Origin of the sequence: Citrobacter sp. Cpo221 (assembly GCF_030332345.1) — a bacterium.
In the GTDB taxonomy this organism is placed as follows: domain Bacteria; phylum Pseudomonadota; class Gammaproteobacteria; order Enterobacterales; family Enterobacteriaceae; genus Citrobacter; species Citrobacter portucalensis.
On record NZ_JAOWIA010000063.1, the window covers coordinates 241,980 to 261,025 of the forward strand.

At 51.9% G+C, this 19,046-nt stretch carries 21 protein-coding genes; 10 read left to right on the forward strand and 11 right to left on the reverse strand.

Annotation, left to right across the window (positions count from 1 at the left end; all coding sequences use genetic code 11):
- Positions 1 to 343 precede the first annotated feature (343 nt).
- From zwf to kdgA, 3 genes are all read left to right on the forward strand, one after another.
- The gene (zwf, locus tag OGY72_RS24640) at positions 344 to 1,819 is read left to right on the forward strand and encodes a glucose-6-phosphate dehydrogenase (protein WP_003833817.1); all 1,476 of its coding nucleotides are present in this window, start codon (positions 344 to 346) and stop codon (positions 1,817 to 1,819) included.
- 233 nt (positions 1,820 to 2,052) lie between these two features.
- On the forward strand, positions 2,053 to 3,864 hold the full coding sequence (gene edd, locus OGY72_RS24645) for a phosphogluconate dehydratase (RefSeq protein WP_008785050.1): 1,812 nt from the start codon (positions 2,053 to 2,055) through the stop codon (positions 3,862 to 3,864).
- A 34-nt stretch (positions 3,865 to 3,898) separates the two neighbouring features.
- Positions 3,899 to 4,540 carry a bifunctional 4-hydroxy-2-oxoglutarate aldolase/2-dehydro-3-deoxy-phosphogluconate aldolase gene (kdgA, locus tag OGY72_RS24650; protein WP_286550184.1) on the forward strand — a complete coding sequence of 214 codons (642 nt, stop codon included), beginning with the start codon at positions 3,899 to 3,901 and terminating at the stop codon, positions 4,538 to 4,540.
- 102 nt (positions 4,541 to 4,642) lie between these two features.
- Here kdgA and purT read toward each other — a convergent pair whose 3' ends face one another.
- Positions 4,643 to 5,821 carry a formate-dependent phosphoribosylglycinamide formyltransferase gene (gene purT, locus OGY72_RS24655; RefSeq protein WP_149384876.1) on the reverse strand — a complete coding sequence of 393 codons (1,179 nt, stop codon included), beginning with the start codon at positions 5,819 to 5,821 and terminating at the stop codon, positions 4,643 to 4,645.
- Positions 5,822 to 5,953: 132 nt separating this feature from the next.
- Between purT and yebG the strand changes: the two genes are divergently transcribed.
- From yebG to ptrB, 4 genes are all read left to right on the forward strand, one after another.
- Positions 5,954 to 6,244, forward strand: a complete 291-nt coding sequence (yebG, locus tag OGY72_RS24660) for a DNA damage-inducible protein YebG (protein WP_032943780.1) — start codon at positions 5,954 to 5,956, stop codon at positions 6,242 to 6,244.
- Between the two features lie 121 nt (positions 6,245 to 6,365).
- The gene (yebF, locus tag OGY72_RS24665; protein ID WP_126317828.1) at positions 6,366 to 6,719 is read left to right on the forward strand and encodes a protein YebF; all 354 of its coding nucleotides are present in this window, start codon (positions 6,366 to 6,368) and stop codon (positions 6,717 to 6,719) included.
- Positions 6,720 to 6,813: 94 nt separating this feature from the next.
- Entirely contained in the window at positions 6,814 to 7,473 is a 660-nt protein-coding gene (locus tag OGY72_RS24670; RefSeq protein ID WP_063940875.1) for a tellurite resistance TerB family protein, read from the forward strand.
- A gap of 86 nt (positions 7,474 to 7,559) precedes the next feature.
- A complete protein-coding gene (ptrB, locus tag OGY72_RS24675; protein WP_286550190.1) occupies positions 7,560 to 9,614 on the forward strand; it encodes an oligopeptidase B in 2,055 nt (684 codons plus the stop codon).
- Here ptrB and exoX read toward each other — a convergent pair.
- The 3 genes from exoX to OGY72_RS24690 all read right to left on the reverse strand — a co-directional run bounded on the left by exoX (position 9,605) and on the right by OGY72_RS24690 (position 11,284).
- The gene (exoX, locus tag OGY72_RS24680) at positions 9,605 to 10,267 is read right to left on the reverse strand and encodes an exodeoxyribonuclease X (RefSeq protein ID WP_003833802.1); all 663 of its coding nucleotides are present in this window, start codon (positions 10,265 to 10,267) and stop codon (positions 9,605 to 9,607) included. The two genes, ptrB and exoX, sit on opposite strands and share 10 nt — an antisense overlap.
- Before the next feature lie 23 nt (positions 10,268 to 10,290).
- A complete protein-coding gene (locus OGY72_RS24685) occupies positions 10,291 to 10,947 on the reverse strand; it encodes a carbon-nitrogen hydrolase family protein (RefSeq protein WP_003833801.1) in 657 nt (218 codons plus the stop codon).
- A 106-nt stretch (positions 10,948 to 11,053) separates the two neighbouring features.
- Entirely contained in the window at positions 11,054 to 11,284 is a 231-nt protein-coding gene (locus tag OGY72_RS24690; protein ID WP_003833800.1) for a DNA polymerase III subunit theta, read from the reverse strand.
- 143 nt (positions 11,285 to 11,427) lie between these two features.
- On the opposite strand from OGY72_RS24690, the gene yobA reads away from it, so the two are divergent.
- Genes yobA through OGY72_RS24705 form a run of 3 tightly spaced genes read left to right on the forward strand, consistent with a single transcriptional unit; the run spans position 11,428 to position 13,037 of the window.
- Positions 11,428 to 11,802 carry a CopC domain-containing protein YobA gene (yobA, locus tag OGY72_RS24695; protein WP_003833799.1) on the forward strand — a complete coding sequence of 125 codons (375 nt, stop codon included), beginning with the start codon at positions 11,428 to 11,430 and terminating at the stop codon, positions 11,800 to 11,802.
- Positions 11,803 to 11,805: 3 nt separating this feature from the next.
- Positions 11,806 to 12,678, forward strand: a complete 873-nt coding sequence (copD, locus tag OGY72_RS24700) for a copper homeostasis membrane protein CopD (RefSeq protein ID WP_286550194.1) — start codon at positions 11,806 to 11,808, stop codon at positions 12,676 to 12,678.
- 20 nt (positions 12,679 to 12,698) lie between these two features.
- Entirely contained in the window at positions 12,699 to 13,037 is a 339-nt protein-coding gene (locus OGY72_RS24705; protein WP_003833793.1) for a YebY family protein, read from the forward strand.
- Between the two features lie 336 nt (positions 13,038 to 13,373).
- Here OGY72_RS24705 and OGY72_RS24710 read toward each other — a convergent pair whose 3' ends face one another.
- The 7 genes from OGY72_RS24710 to OGY72_RS24740 form a co-directional block, all read right to left on the reverse strand.
- Positions 13,374 to 14,459: a tyrosine-type recombinase/integrase gene (locus OGY72_RS24710; RefSeq protein WP_286550196.1), complete on the reverse strand. Its 1,086-nt coding sequence runs from the start codon at positions 14,457 to 14,459 to the stop codon at positions 13,374 to 13,376.
- The gene (locus OGY72_RS24715; protein WP_181640991.1) at positions 14,428 to 14,700 is read right to left on the reverse strand and encodes an excisionase; all 273 of its coding nucleotides are present in this window, start codon (positions 14,698 to 14,700) and stop codon (positions 14,428 to 14,430) included. Before OGY72_RS24715 ends, OGY72_RS24710 begins: the two co-directional genes overlap by 32 nt.
- Before the next feature lie 64 nt (positions 14,701 to 14,764).
- Positions 14,765 to 15,007 (reverse strand): DUF4060 family protein, encoded by a 243-nt coding sequence (locus tag OGY72_RS24720; protein ID WP_137375969.1) that lies wholly within the window; start codon positions 15,005 to 15,007, stop codon positions 14,765 to 14,767.
- Entirely contained in the window at positions 15,004 to 15,198 is a 195-nt protein-coding gene (locus tag OGY72_RS24725) for a hypothetical protein (protein ID WP_234692052.1), read from the reverse strand. Before OGY72_RS24725 ends, OGY72_RS24720 begins: the two co-directional genes overlap by 4 nt.
- Complete coding sequence (locus tag OGY72_RS24730) at positions 15,191 to 15,535, reverse strand: hypothetical protein (protein WP_234692051.1); 345 nt, start codon at positions 15,533 to 15,535, stop codon at positions 15,191 to 15,193. Before OGY72_RS24730 ends, OGY72_RS24725 begins: the two co-directional genes overlap by 8 nt.
- A 34-nt stretch (positions 15,536 to 15,569) precedes the next feature.
- A complete protein-coding gene (locus OGY72_RS24735) occupies positions 15,570 to 16,661 on the reverse strand; it encodes a RecT family recombinase (RefSeq protein WP_286550204.1) in 1,092 nt (363 codons plus the stop codon).
- Positions 16,662 to 16,673: 12 nt separating this feature from the next.
- The coding region (locus OGY72_RS24740; protein ID WP_286550207.1) for a RecE-related exodeoxyribonuclease at positions 16,674 to 19,046 on the reverse strand (2,373 nt) is incomplete at its 5' end.

Below are 19,046 nucleotides of genomic sequence, written 5' to 3' on the forward strand. Positions count from 1 at the left end.
CATGGGCAAAAACGATTTCAACGATAAGGGGAAATCGAGTGGTAACTCTGGTAGATAGTACCCCTGCTAGTGCATCAACGGGGCAAAATGGACAAAATAGTTGTTGTTTTTTTTCATTACATGATCGGAGTCGGATTTTCATACTTCTTCGTGGGTACGAAAAAGACGACTTTTTTATCCATTTTGATGGGTTATACGCCAATAAAGCGGCTGTTCGCGGTAACAGCACGGCTGGATAAGCGTTTACGGTTTCCGGATTCACGTAAAAGCAGTACAGTGCACTGTAATAAAATTACAACCAGTGTCTGGCAAAAGCACCAGGCACTTAATTGAGGAGAATGACATGGCGGTAACGCAAACAGCCCAGGCATGTGATCTGGTCATTTTCGGCGCGAAGGGCGACCTGGCGCGACGGAAATTGCTGCCTTCCCTGTATCAACTGGAAAAGGCCGGCCAGATTAACCCGGATACCCGCATCATTGGGGTTGGGCGTGCCGACTGGGACAAAGCAGCCTATACCAAGGTTGTGCGCGAAGCGCTCGAAACCTTCATGAAAGAAAAAATTGATGAAAGTTTGTGGGAAACCCTCAGCGGTCGTCTTGAGTTTTGTAACCTGGACGTCAACGACACCGCCGCGTTTAAGCGTCTGGGCAAAATGCTGGATCAAAAATCGCGTACCACCATCAACTATTTTGCAATGCCGCCTAGCACCTTTGGCGCGATCTGCAAAGGTCTGGGTGAAGCAAAGCTGAATGCTAAGCCTGCCCGCGTGGTGATGGAAAAACCGCTGGGTACATCACTGGCAACATCCCGTGAAATCAACGATCAGGTTGGCGAGTATTTCGAAGAGTGCCAGGTTTACCGCATCGACCACTATCTCGGCAAAGAGACGGTACTGAACCTGTTGGCACTGCGTTTTGCCAACTCCCTGTTTGTGAATAACTGGGATAACCGCACTATCGACCACGTAGAAATTACCGTGGCGGAAGAAGTGGGCATTGAAGGGCGCTGGGGCTACTTTGACCAGGCCGGTCAAATGCGCGACATGATCCAGAACCACCTGCTGCAGATCCTGTGCATGATCGCGATGTCTCCGCCGTCCGATCTGAGCGCCGACAGCATCCGTGATGAAAAAGTGAAAGTACTGAAATCACTGCGTCGTATCGATCGTTCGAACGTACGTGAAAAGACAGTTCGTGGTCAGTACACCGCCGGTTTTGCCCAGGGCAAAAAAGTTCCGGGATACCTGGAAGAAGAAGGCGCGAACAAGAGCAGCAACACGGAAACGTTTGTGGCGATCCGCGTGGATATCGATAACTGGCGCTGGGCGGGCGTACCGTTCTACCTGCGTACCGGTAAGCGTTTACCGACCAAATGCTCTGAAGTGGTGGTTTACTTCAAAACGCCTGAGCTGAACCTGTTCAGAGAATCCTGGCAGGACCTGCCGCAGAACAAGCTGACTATCCGTTTGCAGCCTGATGAAGGTGTCGATATCCAGGTACTAAACAAAGTGCCGGGGCTGGATCACAAGCATAACCTGCAAATTACCAAACTTGATCTGAGCTACTCCGAAACCTTCAACCAAACGCATCTGGCCGACGCTTATGAGCGCCTGCTGCTTGAAACGATGCGTGGCATTCAGGCGCTGTTTGTGCGTCGAGATGAAGTTGAAGAAGCATGGAAGTGGGTCGATTCTATTACTGAAGCCTGGGCAATGGACAACGACGCACCTAAACCGTATCAGGCCGGGACCTGGGGACCGGTTGCCTCTGTGGCCATGATTACCCGTGATGGTCGTTCCTGGAACGAATTCGAGTAAAATATCATCTAGCCCATAGGTGTTATTTTACCGGTAACATGATCTAACACAGATTGTAGAATAATTTTTGCACTTTTAAGCTCCGCGTGGATTCACCCGCGGGGCTTTTTTTATTACACTGCCTGAAACGATTTTGCCCCTGAGCTACGGCTAACAAGCGATTCAGCTGCTTTTAACCCAACTGAAACACATTGTTGATCCAACGCTCTGACAGATAAATTTTAGGAGCCTCTATGAATCCGAATTTGTTACGCGTAACAAAACGTATTGTCGAACGTTCTCGCGACACGCGTTCCGCCTACCTTGCCCGTATTGAACAAGCGAAATCGACTACCGTTCATCGTTCACAACTGGCGTGCGGTAACCTGGCGCATGGTTTTGCTGCCTGCCAGCCAGATGACAAGGCCTCGCTGAAAAGCATGCTGCGTAACAATATCGCGATCATTACCTCCTATAACGACATGCTTTCCGCGCATCAGCCGTACGAACATTATCCGGACATCATTCGTAAAGCGCTGCATGAAGCCAATGCGGTAGGCCAGGTCGCTGGCGGTGTTCCTGCGATGTGCGACGGTGTGACCCAGGGACAGGATGGGATGGAGCTTTCGTTACTGAGTCGCGAAGTGATTGCGATGTCGGCTGCTGTCGGCCTCTCACACAATATGTTCGACGGCGCGTTATTCCTTGGCGTGTGCGACAAAATTGTCCCGGGTCTGGTGATGGCGGCACTGTCATTTGGTCATCTGCCTTCGATCTTTATTCCCTCCGGCCCGATGGCGAGTGGTCTGGCGAACAAAGAAAAAGTGCGTATCCGTCAGCTGTATGCTGAAGGCAAAGTCGATCGCATGGCGCTGCTTGAATCCGAAGCGGCGTCTTATCACGCACCGGGGACCTGTACGTTCTATGGTACGGCAAACACCAACCAGATGGTGGTAGAGTTTATGGGGATGCAACTGCCTGGCTCCTCATTCGTACACCCGGATGCCCCGCTGCGCGAGGCGTTGACCGCCGCGGCTGCTCGTCAGGTAACGCGTCTGACCGGTAACGGCAATGAATGGATGCCGATCGGTAAAATGATCGATGAAAAAGTAGTGGTGAACGGTATTGTCGCGCTGCTGGCGACCGGGGGGTCAACCAACCATACAATGCACCTGGTTGCGATGGCGCGCGCAGCCGGGATTCTGATTAACTGGGACGACTTCTCCGATCTGTCCGATATCGTGCCGTTGATGGCGCGTCTGTATCCGAATGGTCCGGCAGATATTAACCACTTCCAGGCAGCGGGTGGCGTGCCGGTGTTAATGCGCGAACTGCTGAATGCGGGTCTGCTGCATGAAGATGTGAACACCGTTGCTGGGTTTGGTTTGTCGCGTTACACCATGGAACCCTGGCTCAACGATGGTGAACTGGACTGGCGCGAAGGGGCAGCGAAGTCGCTGGACAGCAATGTGATTGCTACCATCGATCAGCCATTCTCCCACCACGGCGGTACCAAAGTGCTGAGCGGTAACCTCGGACGTGCTGTGATGAAAACGTCGGCGGTTCCGGTAGAAAATCAGGTAATTGAAGCGCCCGCGGTTGTTTTTGAAAGTCAGCATGATGTGTTGCCGGCCTTCGATGCGGGACTGCTCGACCGTGATTGCGTAGTCGTTGTGCGCCATCAGGGACCAAAAGCAAACGGAATGCCAGAATTACATAAACTCATGCCGCCACTTGGTGTATTATTGGACCGTTGTTTCAAAATTGCGTTAGTTACCGATGGACGACTTTCAGGTGCTTCAGGTAAAGTGCCTTCAGCAATCCATGTAACCCCAGAAGCCTACGATGGCGGGCTGCTGGCAAAAGTACGCGATGGCGACATCATTCGTGTGAATGGACAGACAGGTGAATTGACGCTGCTGGTTGATGAAGAGGAACTTGCTTCTCGTCAGCCTCACATTCCTGATCTCAGCGCATCGCGCGTGGGCACAGGCCGTGAAATGTTCAGCGCGTTGCGTGAAAAGCTGTCCGGTGCGGAACAGGGCGCAACCTGTATCACTTTTTAAGACTTATTTTGTAATCAGGCGAGAGAAAACTCTGATGAAAAACTGGAAGACAAGTGCAGAAGCAATCCTGACCACTGGCCCGGTTGTACCGGTTATCGTGGTTAATAAACTGGAACACGCAGTGCCGATGGCAAAAGCGCTGGTTGCAGGCGGCGTGCGCGTTCTGGAAGTGACCTTACGTACAGCATGTGCGATGGATGCCATTCGCGCGATCGCAAAAGAAGTTCCGGACGCTATCGTTGGTGCAGGTACTGTACTGAATCCACAACAGCTGGCTGAAGTTACCGAAGCCGGTGCACAGTTTGCTATCAGTCCGGGTCTGACCGAGCCGCTGCTGAAAGCCGCGACGGAAGGTACTATTCCGCTGATCCCTGGTATCAGCACCGTGTCTGAACTGATGCTGGGTATGGACTACGGTTTGAAAGAGTTCAAATTCTTCCCTGCTGAAGCAAATGGCGGTACCAAAGCGCTGCAGGCAATTGCGGGTCCGTTCTCTCAGGTGCGTTTCTGCCCAACCGGGGGGATCTCTCCGGCGAACTACCGCGACTACCTGGCACTGAAAAGCGTGCTGTGCATCGGTGGTTCCTGGCTGGTTCCGGCGGATGCACTGGAAGCGGGTGATTACGATCGTATTACCAAACTGGCTCGTGAAGCAGTAGAAGGCGCGAAGCATTAAGCCGTTATGTATAAACCGTAGGCCCGATAAGACGCGCCAGCGCCGACATCGGGCTTTGCCGGATGCGGCAAAAATGCCTTATCCGGCCTACGGGTCTGGTTTTTATCCTGCGACTTTCACCTGTGCGGCTGCGTCTTTCGCGCGTATCACCGCATCTTCAATGCTCTGTGCTGTGGCCAGCACAACGCCCAGACGACGGCTCCCGTCGATTTCCGGCTTGCCAAAGAAACGCACTTGCATACCCGCACCTACAGCGGCTTGTACGTTATCAAATGTGATATTCTGGCTGGTAAGTTGCGGCAGAATAACGGCGGAAGCAGAAGGTCCATACTGGCGGATTTCGCCAACGGGCAGACCGAGAAATGCACGTACGTGCAAGGCAAACTCAGACAGATCCTGCGAAATTAAGGTCACCATACCCGTGTCGTGAGGGCGAGGGGAGACTTCGCTGAAAATCACCTCATCACCGCAGACAAACAGCTCCACGCCAAACAGTCCGTGACCGCCCAGCGCCAGTACCACCTTGCGGGCTATTTCCTGCGCGCGCGCCAGCGCCAGATCACTCATCTGCTGCGGCTGCCAGGACTCGCGATAATCGCCATCTTCCTGACGATGACCTACCGGCGCGCAGAAATGCACGCCATCAACGGCGCTGACGGTTAGCAGGGTGATTTCAAAATCAAACTTCACTACGCCTTCGACGATAACGCGCCCGGCACCTGCACGGCCTCCCTGCTGAGCATAGTTCCACGCCTCGGTGAGCTGATCGGCTGAACGGATAAAGCTCTGCCCCTTGCCGGAAGAACTCATGACCGGCTTCACAATGCAGGGATAGCCGATTTCGGCAACGGCCTCACGAAAGCGTGTTTCGGTGTCTGCAAAACGGAAAGATGATGTGGGTAAAGACAATTCTTCGGCGGCGAGACGACGGATTCCTTCCCGGTTCATGGTCAGTTGGGTCGCTCGTGCGCAAGGCACAACGTGTTGACCTTCCTGTTCGAGTTTGACCAGCATATCCGTGGCAATCGCCTCTATTTCCGGCACGATGTAATGTGGTTTTTCACGCTCGACAAGCTGGCGTAATGCCTCGCCATCCAGCATGTTAATTACGTAGGAGCGATGGGCAACGTGCATGGCTGGCGCGTCGGGGTAACGATCCACGGCAATGACTTCCACACCCAGGCGTTGGCATTCAATCGCCACTTCTTTACCCAGTTCACCTGAACCTAATAACATCACTCGCGTTGCTGCGGGACGCAGCGCTGTGCCTAATAACGTCATAAATTAATCCCCTGTTTTATCTGGGCGCAGTATATACGAAAACGTTTGCGCCTGTCTTTATCACCAGGTTGATTTCAGGGCTTAAAAAGAATATACTGTACATAAATACAGGTAATTTAAGAGGCTGCAAAAATGGCGGTTGAAGTTAAATACGTAGTCATTCGGGAAGGTGAGGAAAAAATGTCGTTTACCAGCAAAAAGGAAGCCGATGCGTATGACAAAATGCTGGATACAGCAGATCTGCTCGACACATGGCTGGAGCAATCGCCGGTAGCGCTCGAAGACGAGCAGCGTGAAGCTCTCTCCCTGTGGCTGGCTGAGCAAAAAGATGTGCTGAGCGCCATTCTGAAAAACGGCAAGCTGCCTTCGCCACAGGCTGTCGAAAACGATGCACACACTGAGGATGATACTCAGGCTGCCTGAAACGACTTGCGCTCCTGACGTTTTGTACCATGCTTTTCCCTGAATCATTGTGCAATCCCTGACGTTATTTCACGTTGCCGCAGGCAACCTGAAGGACGAAGGGGAGATTAAGGAGAAAAGAATGTATAAAAAAAGAGCGTTATTGAGCCTGCTGTTATTGTCTGCCAGCGTATCGGTATTTGCGGCAAATACGGAAAGCAAGAATGTTCAGTTCCCCAAGTGCGAAGGACTGGATGCTGACGGTATTGCGGCAAGCGTGAAACGTGACTATCAGCAAAATCGCATCGCGCGCTGGGCTGACGATCAAAAACTCGTCGGGCAAGCCGACCCTGTCGCCTGGGTCAACACGCCCGATATTACGGGCAAAGACGGGAAATGGTCAGTTCCTCTGACGGTTCGCGGTAAAAGCGCGGATATTCACTATCAGGTAAAAGTCGACTGCAAAGCCGGAACGGCGGAGTATCAGCCGCAGTAACGCAGGTATTTGCACATCTTTTGATGACCTGAACACTTCCTGACATCCCCTCGGGTACGCTTTGATGATTATTCGTCTGTACTTGAGGGGCAAAATGGCTAATTGGCTGAATCAACTACAATCTCTTCTTGGGCAAAAAGGATCCTCCGCGTCATCTTCTGGCGAGCAAGGGCTGAGTAAACTTCTGGTTCCAGGCGCGTTAGGCGGTCTGGCAGGATTACTGGTTGCCAACAAATCTTCACGAAAATTGCTGAGCAAATACGGCACCAGCGCGCTTCTGGTGGGCGGCGGTGCGGTTGCCGGTACCGTGTTATGGAACAAATACAAGGATAAGGTTCGCGCTGCGCATCAGGATGAGCCGCAGTTTGGCGCACAAAGTTCACCGCTGGATGAGCGCACCGAGCGTCTGATCCTGGCGCTGGTTTTTGCGGCGAAAAGCGATGGACATATTGATGCCAAAGAACGAGCGGCCATTGAACAGCAGCTCCGTGAAGCGGGCGTGGAAGAGCAGGGCCGCGTTCTGATTGAACGTGCTATTGAACAACCGTTAGATCCTCAGCGCCTGGCGCAGGGCATCCGCAACGAAGAAGAAGCGCTGGAAATTTACTTCCTGAGCTGTGCGGCGATTGATATCGACCACTTTATGGAGCGTAGCTATCTCAATGCGCTGGGCGATGCGTTGAAGATCCCGCTGGATGTTCGTGAAGGAATTGAACAGGATCTCAAAGAACAAAAACAGGCTTTACCGGGTTAATTACTTACCGCTAAGGCGCATGTTTCGCTTGCATCATTGCTGTCTTTTGCCACCCTTATAGGATGTTTAAGCAAAAGAACAATGACATGCTACCAAAAGCTTCTCGTATTCCTCACGCCATGACGCAGCATGGCGATACTCGTGTTGATAATTATTACTGGCTGCGAGATGACACCCGCTCGCAGCCAGAAGTGCTGGATTATCTGCAACAAGAAAACGTGTATGGCCGCCAGGTTATGGCCTCGCAGCAGGCTTTGCAGGATCGTGTCCTGAAAGAGATTATCGACCGTATCCCGCCTCAGGATGCATCCGCCCCCTATGTGAAGAATGGTTATCGCTACCGGCATATTTATGAACCGGGGTGCGAATATGCTATTTATCAGCGTCAGTCTGCCCTCAGTGAAGAGTGGGATGATTGGGATACTCTATTGGATGGGAACCAGCGCGCGGCACACAGCGAGTTTTATACGCTGGGTGGACTGGCGATATCTCCGGATAACACCATCATGGCGCTGGCGGAAGATTATCTCTCTCGCCGGCAATATGGCGTGCGTTTTCGCAACTTGCAAAGCGGCAACTGGTATCCGGAAGTGCTGGAAAACGTCGAAGCGGATCTGGTCTGGGCGAATGATTCTCAGACTTTCTATTACGTGCGCAAGCACGAAACAACGTTATTGCCGTATCAGGTGTGGCGACATACGGTCGGCTCGCCATCGTCACTGGATGAGCTGGTGTATGAAGAAGCCGATGATATGTTTTATGTCAGCCTGCATAAAACCACCTCGCTACACTATGTGGTTATTCATATCGCCAGCGCGACCACCAGTGAGGTTTTACTGCTTGACGCAGAACTGGCGGATGCCGAACCGTTGGTCTTTTTAGCGCGACGCAAAGACCATGAATACAGTCTCGATCACTATCAACACAATTTTTATCTGCGCTCCAACCGTCAGGGGAAAAATTTCGGCCTGTATCGTACCCGTGTTCGTGATGAGCAAGCCTGGGAGACGCTGATCCCTCCGCGCGACAACGTGATGCTCGAGGGCTTTACGCTATTCACTGACTGGCTGGTGGTAGAAGAGCGTCAGCGCGGCTTAACCAGCCTACGACAGATTAATCGTAAAACGCGCGAAGTGGTCGGGATCGCCTTTGACGATCCGGCTTATGTGACCTGGCTTGCCTATAATCCGGAGCCGGAGACATCGCGCCTGCGCTATGGCTATTCCTCCATGACCACCCCGGACACGTTGTTTGAACTGGATATGGACACCGGGGAACGTCGTGTGCTTAAGCAGACGGAGGTCCCCGGATTTGATGCAGCGAATTACCGTAGCGAACACCTATGGATAACCGCGCGTGATGGCACCGAGGTTCCGGTTTCGCTGGTTTATCATCAAAAGTATTTCCTGAAAGGAAAAAATCCGTTACTGGTTTATGGCTATGGCTCATATGGCGCCAGCATGGACGCCGATTTCAGCAGCAGCCGTTTGAGCTTACTGGATCGTGGCTTTGTTTATGCTATTGCCCATGTGCGTGGTGGTGGTGAATTAGGACAACAGTGGTACGAGGACGGTAAGTTTCTGCACAAGAAAAATACTTTTAATGATTACCTCGACGTCTGTGATGCGTTGCTAAAAATGGGCTATGGCGCGCCTGAGTTATGTTATGGCATGGGCGGAAGCGCCGGAGGCATGTTAATGGGCGTCGCCATTAATGAACGCCCGGAACGCTTCCATGGTGTTATTGCTCAGGTGCCGTTTGTCGATGTGGTAACCACAATGCTCGATGAATCAATTCCCCTGACGACCGGTGAGTTTGAAGAGTGGGGTAATCCGCAGGACGAAGAGTATTACACCTATATGAAAAGCTACAGCCCGTATGACAATGTAACCGCGCAGGCATACCCACATCTGCTGGTCACGACGGGATTGCACGATTCCCAGGTGCAATACTGGGAACCAGCAAAATGGGTGGCAAAACTGCGTGAGCTGAAAACGGACGATCGTTTGCTGCTACTTTGCACGGATATGGATTCCGGACACGGCGGTAAATCCGGGCGTTTTAAATCTTACGAAGGCGTGGCCCTTGAGTACGCTTTTTTGATTGGACTGGCGCAGGGAACGCTGCCTGCTCAGGCGTGATCCAAATAGTGTTTTAGCGTTAATCGCAGTTCCGGGCTCATATTGTCAAGGTTATTAAATAACCAGCGCAGATAGCCCGGATCGCGTTCAGCCACTTCTGATACCGGTTTTCCGCGGTACTTACCAAAAGTGAAAGTAGTGAGTAAGGCGGGACGGCCGGTAATATCGACCATTTGATCGGCTGTCCAGCCTGACGTCTGCATGATGTCGATCAGCAGTGCCGCAGTGATGTAGCAGTCGTACAGGGCGCGGTGATGGTGGAGACCCGCTGGTGTCTGGACGCTCAGCTTGCGCGATTTATACAACGCCATGTTGCTGTATTTGATCCCCGGCCACAACCGACGGGAGAGCTTCATGGTGCAAATCCATTCCCCGGGCATATCGGGCAATACGCGGCGGTCAAAGCTGGCATTGTGCGCCACGTACCACTCGCTGCCGTAATACTGCGGGATGACGTCTTCAATCCATGGCTTATCGGCCACCATTGCTTCAGTAATGCGATGGATAGCCATTGCTTGTGGGCTGATGGGGCGGTCAGGGCGTACCAGGTGGCTCATGGGGTTGACTATTTTTCCGTCAACCACGTCGACAGAAGCAATTTCAACAATGCCTCCCTGTAGACCACAGGTTTCTGTATCTATTATGCGCAACATGCCATGCTCCTGACCCAAAACGACTAGCGTAATGGAATGATATCACCTTGCCAACCCCGTGGCGTGCGTTGGCCGGTTAACAGCAACGAACCGCTGTCTGCGCGAACAATCAATCGACCTCGTTCATCCCATAACGCACTGCTACCCCGCGCATTGGCCATTAATACCGCGATGGCGAATTTATGTGAGAAACTTTGTAGGCGAGATGTAGAGGAGAGCAGTTCCGGTTCACTGACTGACTGGCAGCTGGTGAACAGCGAAAAAGCCGGGTCGATATCAATGCCTTCCGGTTGGCTATCTACAACGCTGATGGCATTTCGCTGTCTGGCAATACAGGCCCCGTGGCTCTGATGGAAGGTTAATGGCGAAGTCATCCAGGGAGAGAAAAGCGCAATGCCTTTCACGAACCGGTTGTTATGTTCTACCGGTAGTCCCGCAATTATCGTCATGCGATAAGTCGCGGCGGCATGTGCGAGAGGTTCTAACAGCGCTTCATCGGGTGGGGCAGGAAGCGCGTCATTCTCATCAACACAACCCAGCAATGAGAGGGAAGGGAAGACCAGCAATTCACATTGGCATTGAGCTGCCGCATGAATGAATTGCAGGTGATGCGCGACATGTTCGGTAACTGAGGTGTGAAGAGGTTCGTATTGTGCTGCTGCGATTTTCCAGTATGACATAATGATTTCCTTTTCATAGTGTCTACAACCATCCTTAATGTGTGGATTAAGAATATGCTTATACTGTAGCAGGCGTCATGTAAGGAATCGTAACGTAATATAAGTTTTATTTAACTTTAGGCTCGTATGGTAAACGTGAAAGCGTAACGGATGCCAGACGGTGCGCGATGAGTCTTTCGCGGAACCAGTCGCGTAAATGCTCTGGCTGTTCGCGTTCAACAACTTCTGCAACAACGGGCATATTGTATCGCTCCTTAAATGCCACTCCAGCCGCAGCCAGATCGACATTGACCTTATCCATTTCCGCTTGCTCAAGTTTGGCCAGATTGATGTTCATGGGCTTTTCCTTTTCTCTGTCTTTCGGCGCGCAAAGTTACTAAGAGTGTGCGTTAATGGCAAGACAGAAATGATGATTCTCGACTCGACCATTGTAGAAGGTTATTCTCTACAGGTTAGACATAACAAAAAGGAATAGTTGAAATGGCTTCATCTGCATCTATGCTTCGCAACGCGCTCATCGTACTCGCCAGCGTTCTGGCAACACCTGCGGCATTGGCGCATGCCCACCTCACAAAACAAAGTCCGGCGGCTAACGCTGAAGTTGCGGCATCTCCTCAGGCGTTGACGCTGAATTTTTCTGAAGGCGTAGAGCCGGGATTCAGCGGTGCAACGCTGACCGGTCCTAACAAAGAACAGATCAAAACGGGCAAGGCATCGCGCAGTGAGCAGGACAAAACGCAGCTGATTGTTCCGCTTGATCAAACACTTGAAGCAGGAAAATATACGGTCGACTGGCACGTTGTCTCCGTGGATGGTCACAAGACGAAGGGGCAATATACCTTTAGCGTGAAATAACCAATGCTGGCATTTACCTGGGTTGCACTACGGTTTATCCATTTTACCGCTTTGATGCTGGTGTTTGGCTGTGCGCTTTACGGCGCATGGCTGGCTCCCGTTTCGGTTCGTCGTTTAATGATGCGTCGTTTTTTACGTCTGCAACGGCATGCTGCGACGTGGAGCTTTATCAGCGCGACGCTGATGCTGGCGATTCAGGGTGGGTTAATGGGCTCAGGCTGGCGGGATGTTGTCTCTACTGACGTTTGGCTCGCCGTGTTGCAAACGCAATTTGGTGGCGTCTGGTTATGGCAGATTATCCTCGCGTTGGTCACGATGGTGGTGACCATCATGGTGCCGCGCAGTATGCCGCGACTACTGTTAATGCTGACTATTGCGCAGTTTATTTTGCTGGCTGGCGTCGGACATGCGACGCTGCACAGCGGTATCCCTGGCGCAATCCAGCAGGTTAACCACGCTTTACATTTGGTATGCGCTGCCGCCTGGTTCGGTGGTTTGCTGCCCGTACTTTACTGTATGCGAATGGCGCAAGGTCGCTGGCGGGAACAGGCCATCAGTACCATGATGCGCTTCTCACGCTATGGACATCTTTTCGTTATCGGTGTTTTACTAACCGGTATTATGAATGCGCTGTTTATTGTCGGTTTTTCTGTTCCCTGGCACATGGCTTACGGGCGACTGCTTTTGTTAAAAGGTGCCCTGGTCATGCTAATGGTGGCGATTGCGCTGGTGAATCGGTATGTTCTGGTACCACGCATGCGGCAGGATAACCGCGGCATGACTCTCTATTTTATTTGGATGACCAAGCTGGAATGGGGTATAGGAGCCGTTGTTCTGGCGATTGTCAGCCTGTTTGCAACCCTCGAACCTTTCTGATTGATGGACTGGCGAAACGCATGAAAAAAATCATTATCTCTTTATTACTCCTGGCAAGCTCCGGAGCCGCGCTGGCTGCGCCGCAGGTCATTACCGTCAGCCGTTTTGAGGTTGGCAAAGATAAGTGGGCGTTTAATCGGGAAGAGGTGATGCTGACCTGCCGTCCAGGTAACGCGCTGTATGTCATCAATCCCAGTACGCTGGTGCAATACCCGTTGAACGATGTCGCCAGACAGCAGGTGGAGAGCGGAAAAACCACGGCAAAGCCGATAGAGATTATCCAGATTGATGATCCGGCGAAACCGGGCGAAAAAATGAGCCTGGCACCGTTTGTAGAGCGTGCAGAAAAGCTCTGTTAATTGTCAGATGTAGCGCTCTGATTTCCAATAAAAAACCGCAAGCATCTCGCAGGAGAACTTGCGGTTTTTGCGTTTGGATGCGTAACAAACGTCCTTTTTTTCCGGCCACTTTAGTCGCGGACTGGAAAACCTGGCGCTGTCATCTATTCTTAAATGGCAGGGTAACTTAGCCTGCATTAATGCCAACTTTTAGCGCACGGCTCTCTCCCAAGAGCCATTTCCCTGGACCGAATACAGGAATCGTATTCGGTCTCTTTTTATCTGTCTGTTTTCATTGAGTTTTTTCGGTTCTTTCACGAAATCCCACGAAAATTACTCGAAATTTCCATATCCTGTCTAAACCATAACATATTCTGCACCGCGTGCGTCCAGGTATTTTTTGGTCATTGTTAAATTTTTATGCCCCAGCAGTCTCTGTGCGAAATCCTCTCCGCGCTCCCTTTCATACAGTCTGCTCGCCAAGCTCCTGATCTCATGGAACGGGGGAGGGTTGGGGCCAAACTTTAACTCTGTAGAATCCCTGATATCAGAAAATGCTTGGGTGATTCCGTCCGGAGTTAACGGACCTGGCTTCCTGCCACCACGCCTTACCGCAGAATAAAGCATGAAGTCTGACGGGTTGTTTTTACGACAACGGTCGATAACATCCTGCAATACCAAATCAGCAGAGTCCAGTCGCAAATCAAGTGGCAACGCCAATTTGTGACCTGTCTTTTCCTGCGTGACAAACAATCTTCCATCCCTGATATCGCTGAATCTGAACAGCGATACGTCCTCTCTTCTCTGCCCGGTGACCAGCGCCAGGTCACATGCATTTGCAGCCCATCCAGAATGAGCGGTTGCGGCATCCCTTATTATCTCAAACTGCTCAAGCAAAAGACGCTCACGCTTCACTTTTGGCGTCGGCGTTCTTGTCGGCTCTGCCGGGTTCCTTTCAATATGTCCCTCGACGATCGCCTCCCTGAAAATATCCAACAATACCGAACGCAGGCCTGAGGCCATGCTCTTCTTATCGCAGAGTATGTAACTCTCCAGGAAAGTAGATACATCCTTCGTGCTGACCGACGATAGCGGCATACGTCCGAATTCATCACTGATAGTGGCGATCTGATTGTGCCTGACCTTCATCGTGTTGGGCTTCAATTCTCTTCGCTCAAGAATTACTTCGTAGCGCTCGAGCCACGCTTTCACCGTAAATGTTGGTGTTTCCTTTATACGGTCCAGCAGCGCTGACGGAAGGTAATTCTGGTCGATGTAGTTGTTGGCCTCGATGGCCTGAGAAATGGCGTCCTTTCTGTCGATCCGGCCAAGAGATAATTCTTGACCGGTAATCGGGTTTCGCCAGCTGTAAAGCCGGTCTCTTTTACGATAGGTCAGGTTACGGGGCAGGTTAGCGTCGTAACGTACTGGCCTTTTCGCCATGAGTCAGTCTCTCCAGTAGAGTGCCACCAGTTGGCAGCGGTATGCGTTTTGCTTTGGGACGAAGGTTCTTTTTGCTCGGATCCACATAGATGGCGTCAGGCTGAACCTTATATTCTTTGCCGTGAAGTTCCGGAGCTGGGTAAATACGCCCCTCCCGTGCCCAGCGGCGAAGTGTTGAAAGAGACGGTGGGGTTGAATAAGTTGAATTCGCCCATTCCAGCAGATTAAGAAGCTTGGCCATACTACCTCCGGCTTCCGGCAACTTATTATAGAGCTGCCGGAAAATTGTTAATGAAATATCGTTATCAACTCACCTGGCCAGGTAGCGCGCGCAACCGGCGCATACCTGTCATCGCCGTGGCCACGTAGCTAGCCTTACGGTTCACTACCTCCACCCAGACCTTCACACCTTCAACTCTCACCGTGTATGTCTCCTTCATCTTGCTGCGCCCGTAGTCGCCGTAACGTTCGTGATGAGTGGCCAGCGCGATATCGCAAGCCTGACGCGCTAACGGGGATTGCTGATTGCCTCGGTTAATCAGTTTCATGCTTCACCGCCATCTGGGTTGGATGATTGACGGAAAATTGCTCGGGACGGCGACCAATCGCAATATGCATCGGTTTCGGTATGCCCGAAAATTGCCTTACAGCGACGGATATGGGCGCAGTCGCCGCAGGTCTTACCCTCCGGGAGTTGCATTTTGTCGGGGTCTGCCGGGTTGTAATTCAGTTCAGTCATTCCAGGCCTCCAGCTCGTTCTCGATTTCCTCGTCGATCTCGTCATTAGTGGCGTCATCGTTTAGATAGTCGCGCGCCTCTTTGAGATACTGTTCTCGGCGTTCGTGGTACCAGGCAGAGAACTCCGGCGACCAGCCGCGACCATTACCTTGAAAATCAACCAGAGCGTTGTCCTCAGCCATACGCTCAACCATGCAGTCGGCAGTTGTCAGGGCGCATTCCCGGATGTAACCGCGAAGGTGGTGTTTGCGCCACCAAGGACTTACTTTCGAATCGCAACGTCCTTTGAACTCAATTTCCCAGCGGCGGATGCAGCGTGCGTTTAAAGATTTACTCATCTTGTTACAGGGAGGGCGGACCCTCCCGCCTCCCTTAGGCCACGTATTCCGGTTTCATATCCGCCAGGGTGATGCTGAACTGATCGTGCAGCTCGTCGCCAAGATGACGTTTCGCAGTTGCAAGAACTCGCTCAACTTCCCCAAACCGCTCAGCTGCATCCGGTTCGTCCGGAGACGGCAGGGAGTTGATCGCGGCCTCAACCTTGTTACGTGAATCAACCAGGTAATAGCGTTTCACCGCTTTGTTCTTCAGCTCGGTGAACAGGGCAGATCCGAGTGTGGCCTTCGCGCTTTCGATATCAGCGCGCAGTGCTTTTGCACTATCAACATCCTGAGCAGCATCGATGCGTTCGCGGAAATCATCAGCCAGTGAGTCGATATTTACCGACGATTCCTGTGCGCTTTGCGTAGTTTTGACGGTGTCACCTGCGATTTCAGCAACGCTCATTCGTTGGGTTGAGCCAGGGTTAATAACTTTTTCTTCTCGTTCTTCGACTTCATCGGCACTGTAAACACCGAGAATCACATCAGGGCAGTACAAGCGAGCCCAGCGCTTTACCGCGAGATAAGCGAGCTGCTGACGCGGATCACTTGCCCATAGTGTCGAATTACGAACCTGAGCCTGAGAAAGCATGAGTACCAGTTCGCGTGGTTCATCCTCTCCTTTCATAGTTGCCCACACACGAATTCCTACACCGGCCTCATCCTTTAAATCCCAACCGGGCGCGATGTACTTATTGCCTTTAGAACTGGTTCTCTCTACAAATCGACCAATGATGTTTTCCCATGGGCCAAACCAATCGTAATGAAGGCGATCTTTTGTAGGCGACATGTTGGTAACAACCGCATTAACCAGTTGAGCTTCGTAACCCAATACTCCGCTATTACCGACGATGTGGGTCTTCTGAGCTACGGCAAACGGGTCCATACCCCATCGTGCGGCCTGCATGACCACAGCCATGCAGGCATCTGGTTTTCCGCGGAAGTGGTCAGGTACAAAAGCGCCACTATTTGCCATCACTGTCGACAAGGTGCGTAGGCGGTCGAAAAGTTCCCCATTAGTCAAAATTGAGATGTTATCGATCATTTGCGTCTTGTTTTCGTTGGTAGTAATTGCAGTAGACATGTTCTTTTCCCCTTATGCCTGAGTACGCAGCGCTTCAAGGCGGCGCAGGTCGAAGTCGTTCAGTTCGTCGGTGTAATCAGTTGTGATCGGCGCTGGCCATTCGCCAGTGTCAAAGCCGGTAGCGATAGCGCGCATTGATTTGCGGTACTCGAGCATGCCCAGTTCCAGCAGTTCGGTTGATGCCTCAATGATGGCGATCCAGTGGTAGTTCTCGTCTTTGTTGACGAAAATCCAGAAGAACTGATCCAGTGCTGCGGTCTCGCAATACATAGCCGCGCTCAGGTGGTAGTCACGGTCGATGATTTCGCGGTGCAGTTTGGCGCGCAGGCCTTCCTGCTTAATGTTCCACATGCTGATGGTTTTCAGGTCGGCACCGATGCGCACTCCGTCCAGATCGATCTCAAGGTCTGGACGAACGCGGACTTCAAGCCCAGTTTCGTCGTCAAAACCAAAGTAGCTGACCTCCACGGCGCGGCTCGGGTGCTGGAGTAGCATCCCGGCGGTTGGGTGCTGGAGCAGGGCTTTCTGAATGGCCAGTGCGGTGCACAGTTGCTGGCGGGTGACCAGCACTTTTCCTTGCGGATTCTCACGCCAGGCATCCAGCAATTCGTCGGCGAAGACGGCGTCCGGATTAACAGACTTCACGGCCTGTATCAGGTCTGATTTGGTACCGGACACTTTCAGCGGTTGCGGCTTCTGCGCTTCCTGGGCCACCAGGTCAGGATTGATGATTGCCAGCTGCTCGAGTAACGCATCACGGCTACCGCTGGTTTTCACCTGTGCTGGCAGAGTGGCGTTGTATTCCTTGATGCAGGTTTTCATCGCCGCTGCGGTCTGCTTCTGGTCCGCTTCGATACGCTGATACTCTTCAGGAAGCGACATATAGCTCTGACCAGTTTCCTCGACTGAACCACCCAGCGGCACCTGTGCTGGCAGAGTGGCGTTGTATTCTTCGAGCAAGGCTTTGATCTCATCTGCACTCAGCAGCGCTTGCAGACCTGCGTTGTAATCATCGATAAACGCGCGGATCGTTGCCGTCGTGGTGAATGCGCCTTCCGGAATTACCGGTTCAACGCTGAATTCCTCATCGAGCTGCTCTGGCTGCAACGCCAGTGCATGAACCAGGTTACCCATGTCCAGCACCGGAGAACGCTCTTTGGTGATCGTTTTGGCAACGTGGCGCGCGTTGAAGTACATCAGGCTAACGCGGGCATCTTTTACCTGCGTGCTGCTGATCCCGTTCGCTGCGTGATAAACCTCGTTCGGCAGACCTTCATAGCGACCTGGCTCGAAGTAAGCGGGGTAAACAACAGCTGGTTCGTCAGATTGGGCATCTGGCTCGGTTTGTGCCAAAACTGGTTCAGTCTGGTTTACAGAATCGCTATTTTGGGCGACAGAATCCGTATTCTGGTTCACATCGGCTTGCTGGCCGGTATGTGACTCTTCACCAGTTTCCAGACTGCTTTCGCCTGACTGCACTTCATTACCAGCCTGTTCTTCATCACTGACAGCTTCTTCCATCTGCACATCGCTGGTGGTGTCCCCATTAACTGGTGAACGGTCATCTGTTTGTTGGGCGGTTGATGCGAGGTCTTCTGTGATCCATTTCGGATCTGTAGGGTCACTAACCCCCTCAACATATTCGCCGCGGGAAGCTGCAAGAATTTTGTTTACGTCTTCAGCCGTTTCTTTTTCCTGTTTCATAGGTACAGGCATAGACGAACGACCGCAGGCTATATCAACGAGCAACGGATCTGGGTTGGCGTGGTCGGTTTCCGTCAGTACTCTATTCAAATATTCTTGGTGTTTTACAGGATCAGCATAAAGCCCTTCTGGTGTAGTTTTTACTGTTGCGATAATGCAGGCACGTGAGTAGTCCAGGCTACCAGGCATTGAAACGAATCTCTCTCGAGTCGCCAGCCATTCGGGATCGTCCATCTTATTCATGATGGAGTTTGCCTGTAGTTCTATATCCAGTGGGACGTTGTAAATATCAAATTCGCGGTCACGGGCACGTAACGCCAGAGCAATTTCATGCTCCAGCCCGAGAATGGTTTGCGGGAATTTGCGGTCAGAGGCAATACCGCCACCGGCGTTCGCACCTGAAGGTGTGCGATTAATGGTTGTTACACGATTACCTTTGCTCCACTCTTTAACCAGTAGGCCGCGGTCAATGTAATCAGTTTTGAACCACACCGTCAGGAACTGGATAACTGTTGCCAGCTCCGGTTTCTTACCGTCGACAGGGAAGACTTTCTTAACGGCATTCACGACTTTATGAATATCGTGCTCAATGGCTTTTTTGAATGCTTCCACATTCTCAGCAGCCAGCAGCAGGTTCTGGACGTAAGAGTCATCAGTGTCCATCTCAAGGCGGACAATCTC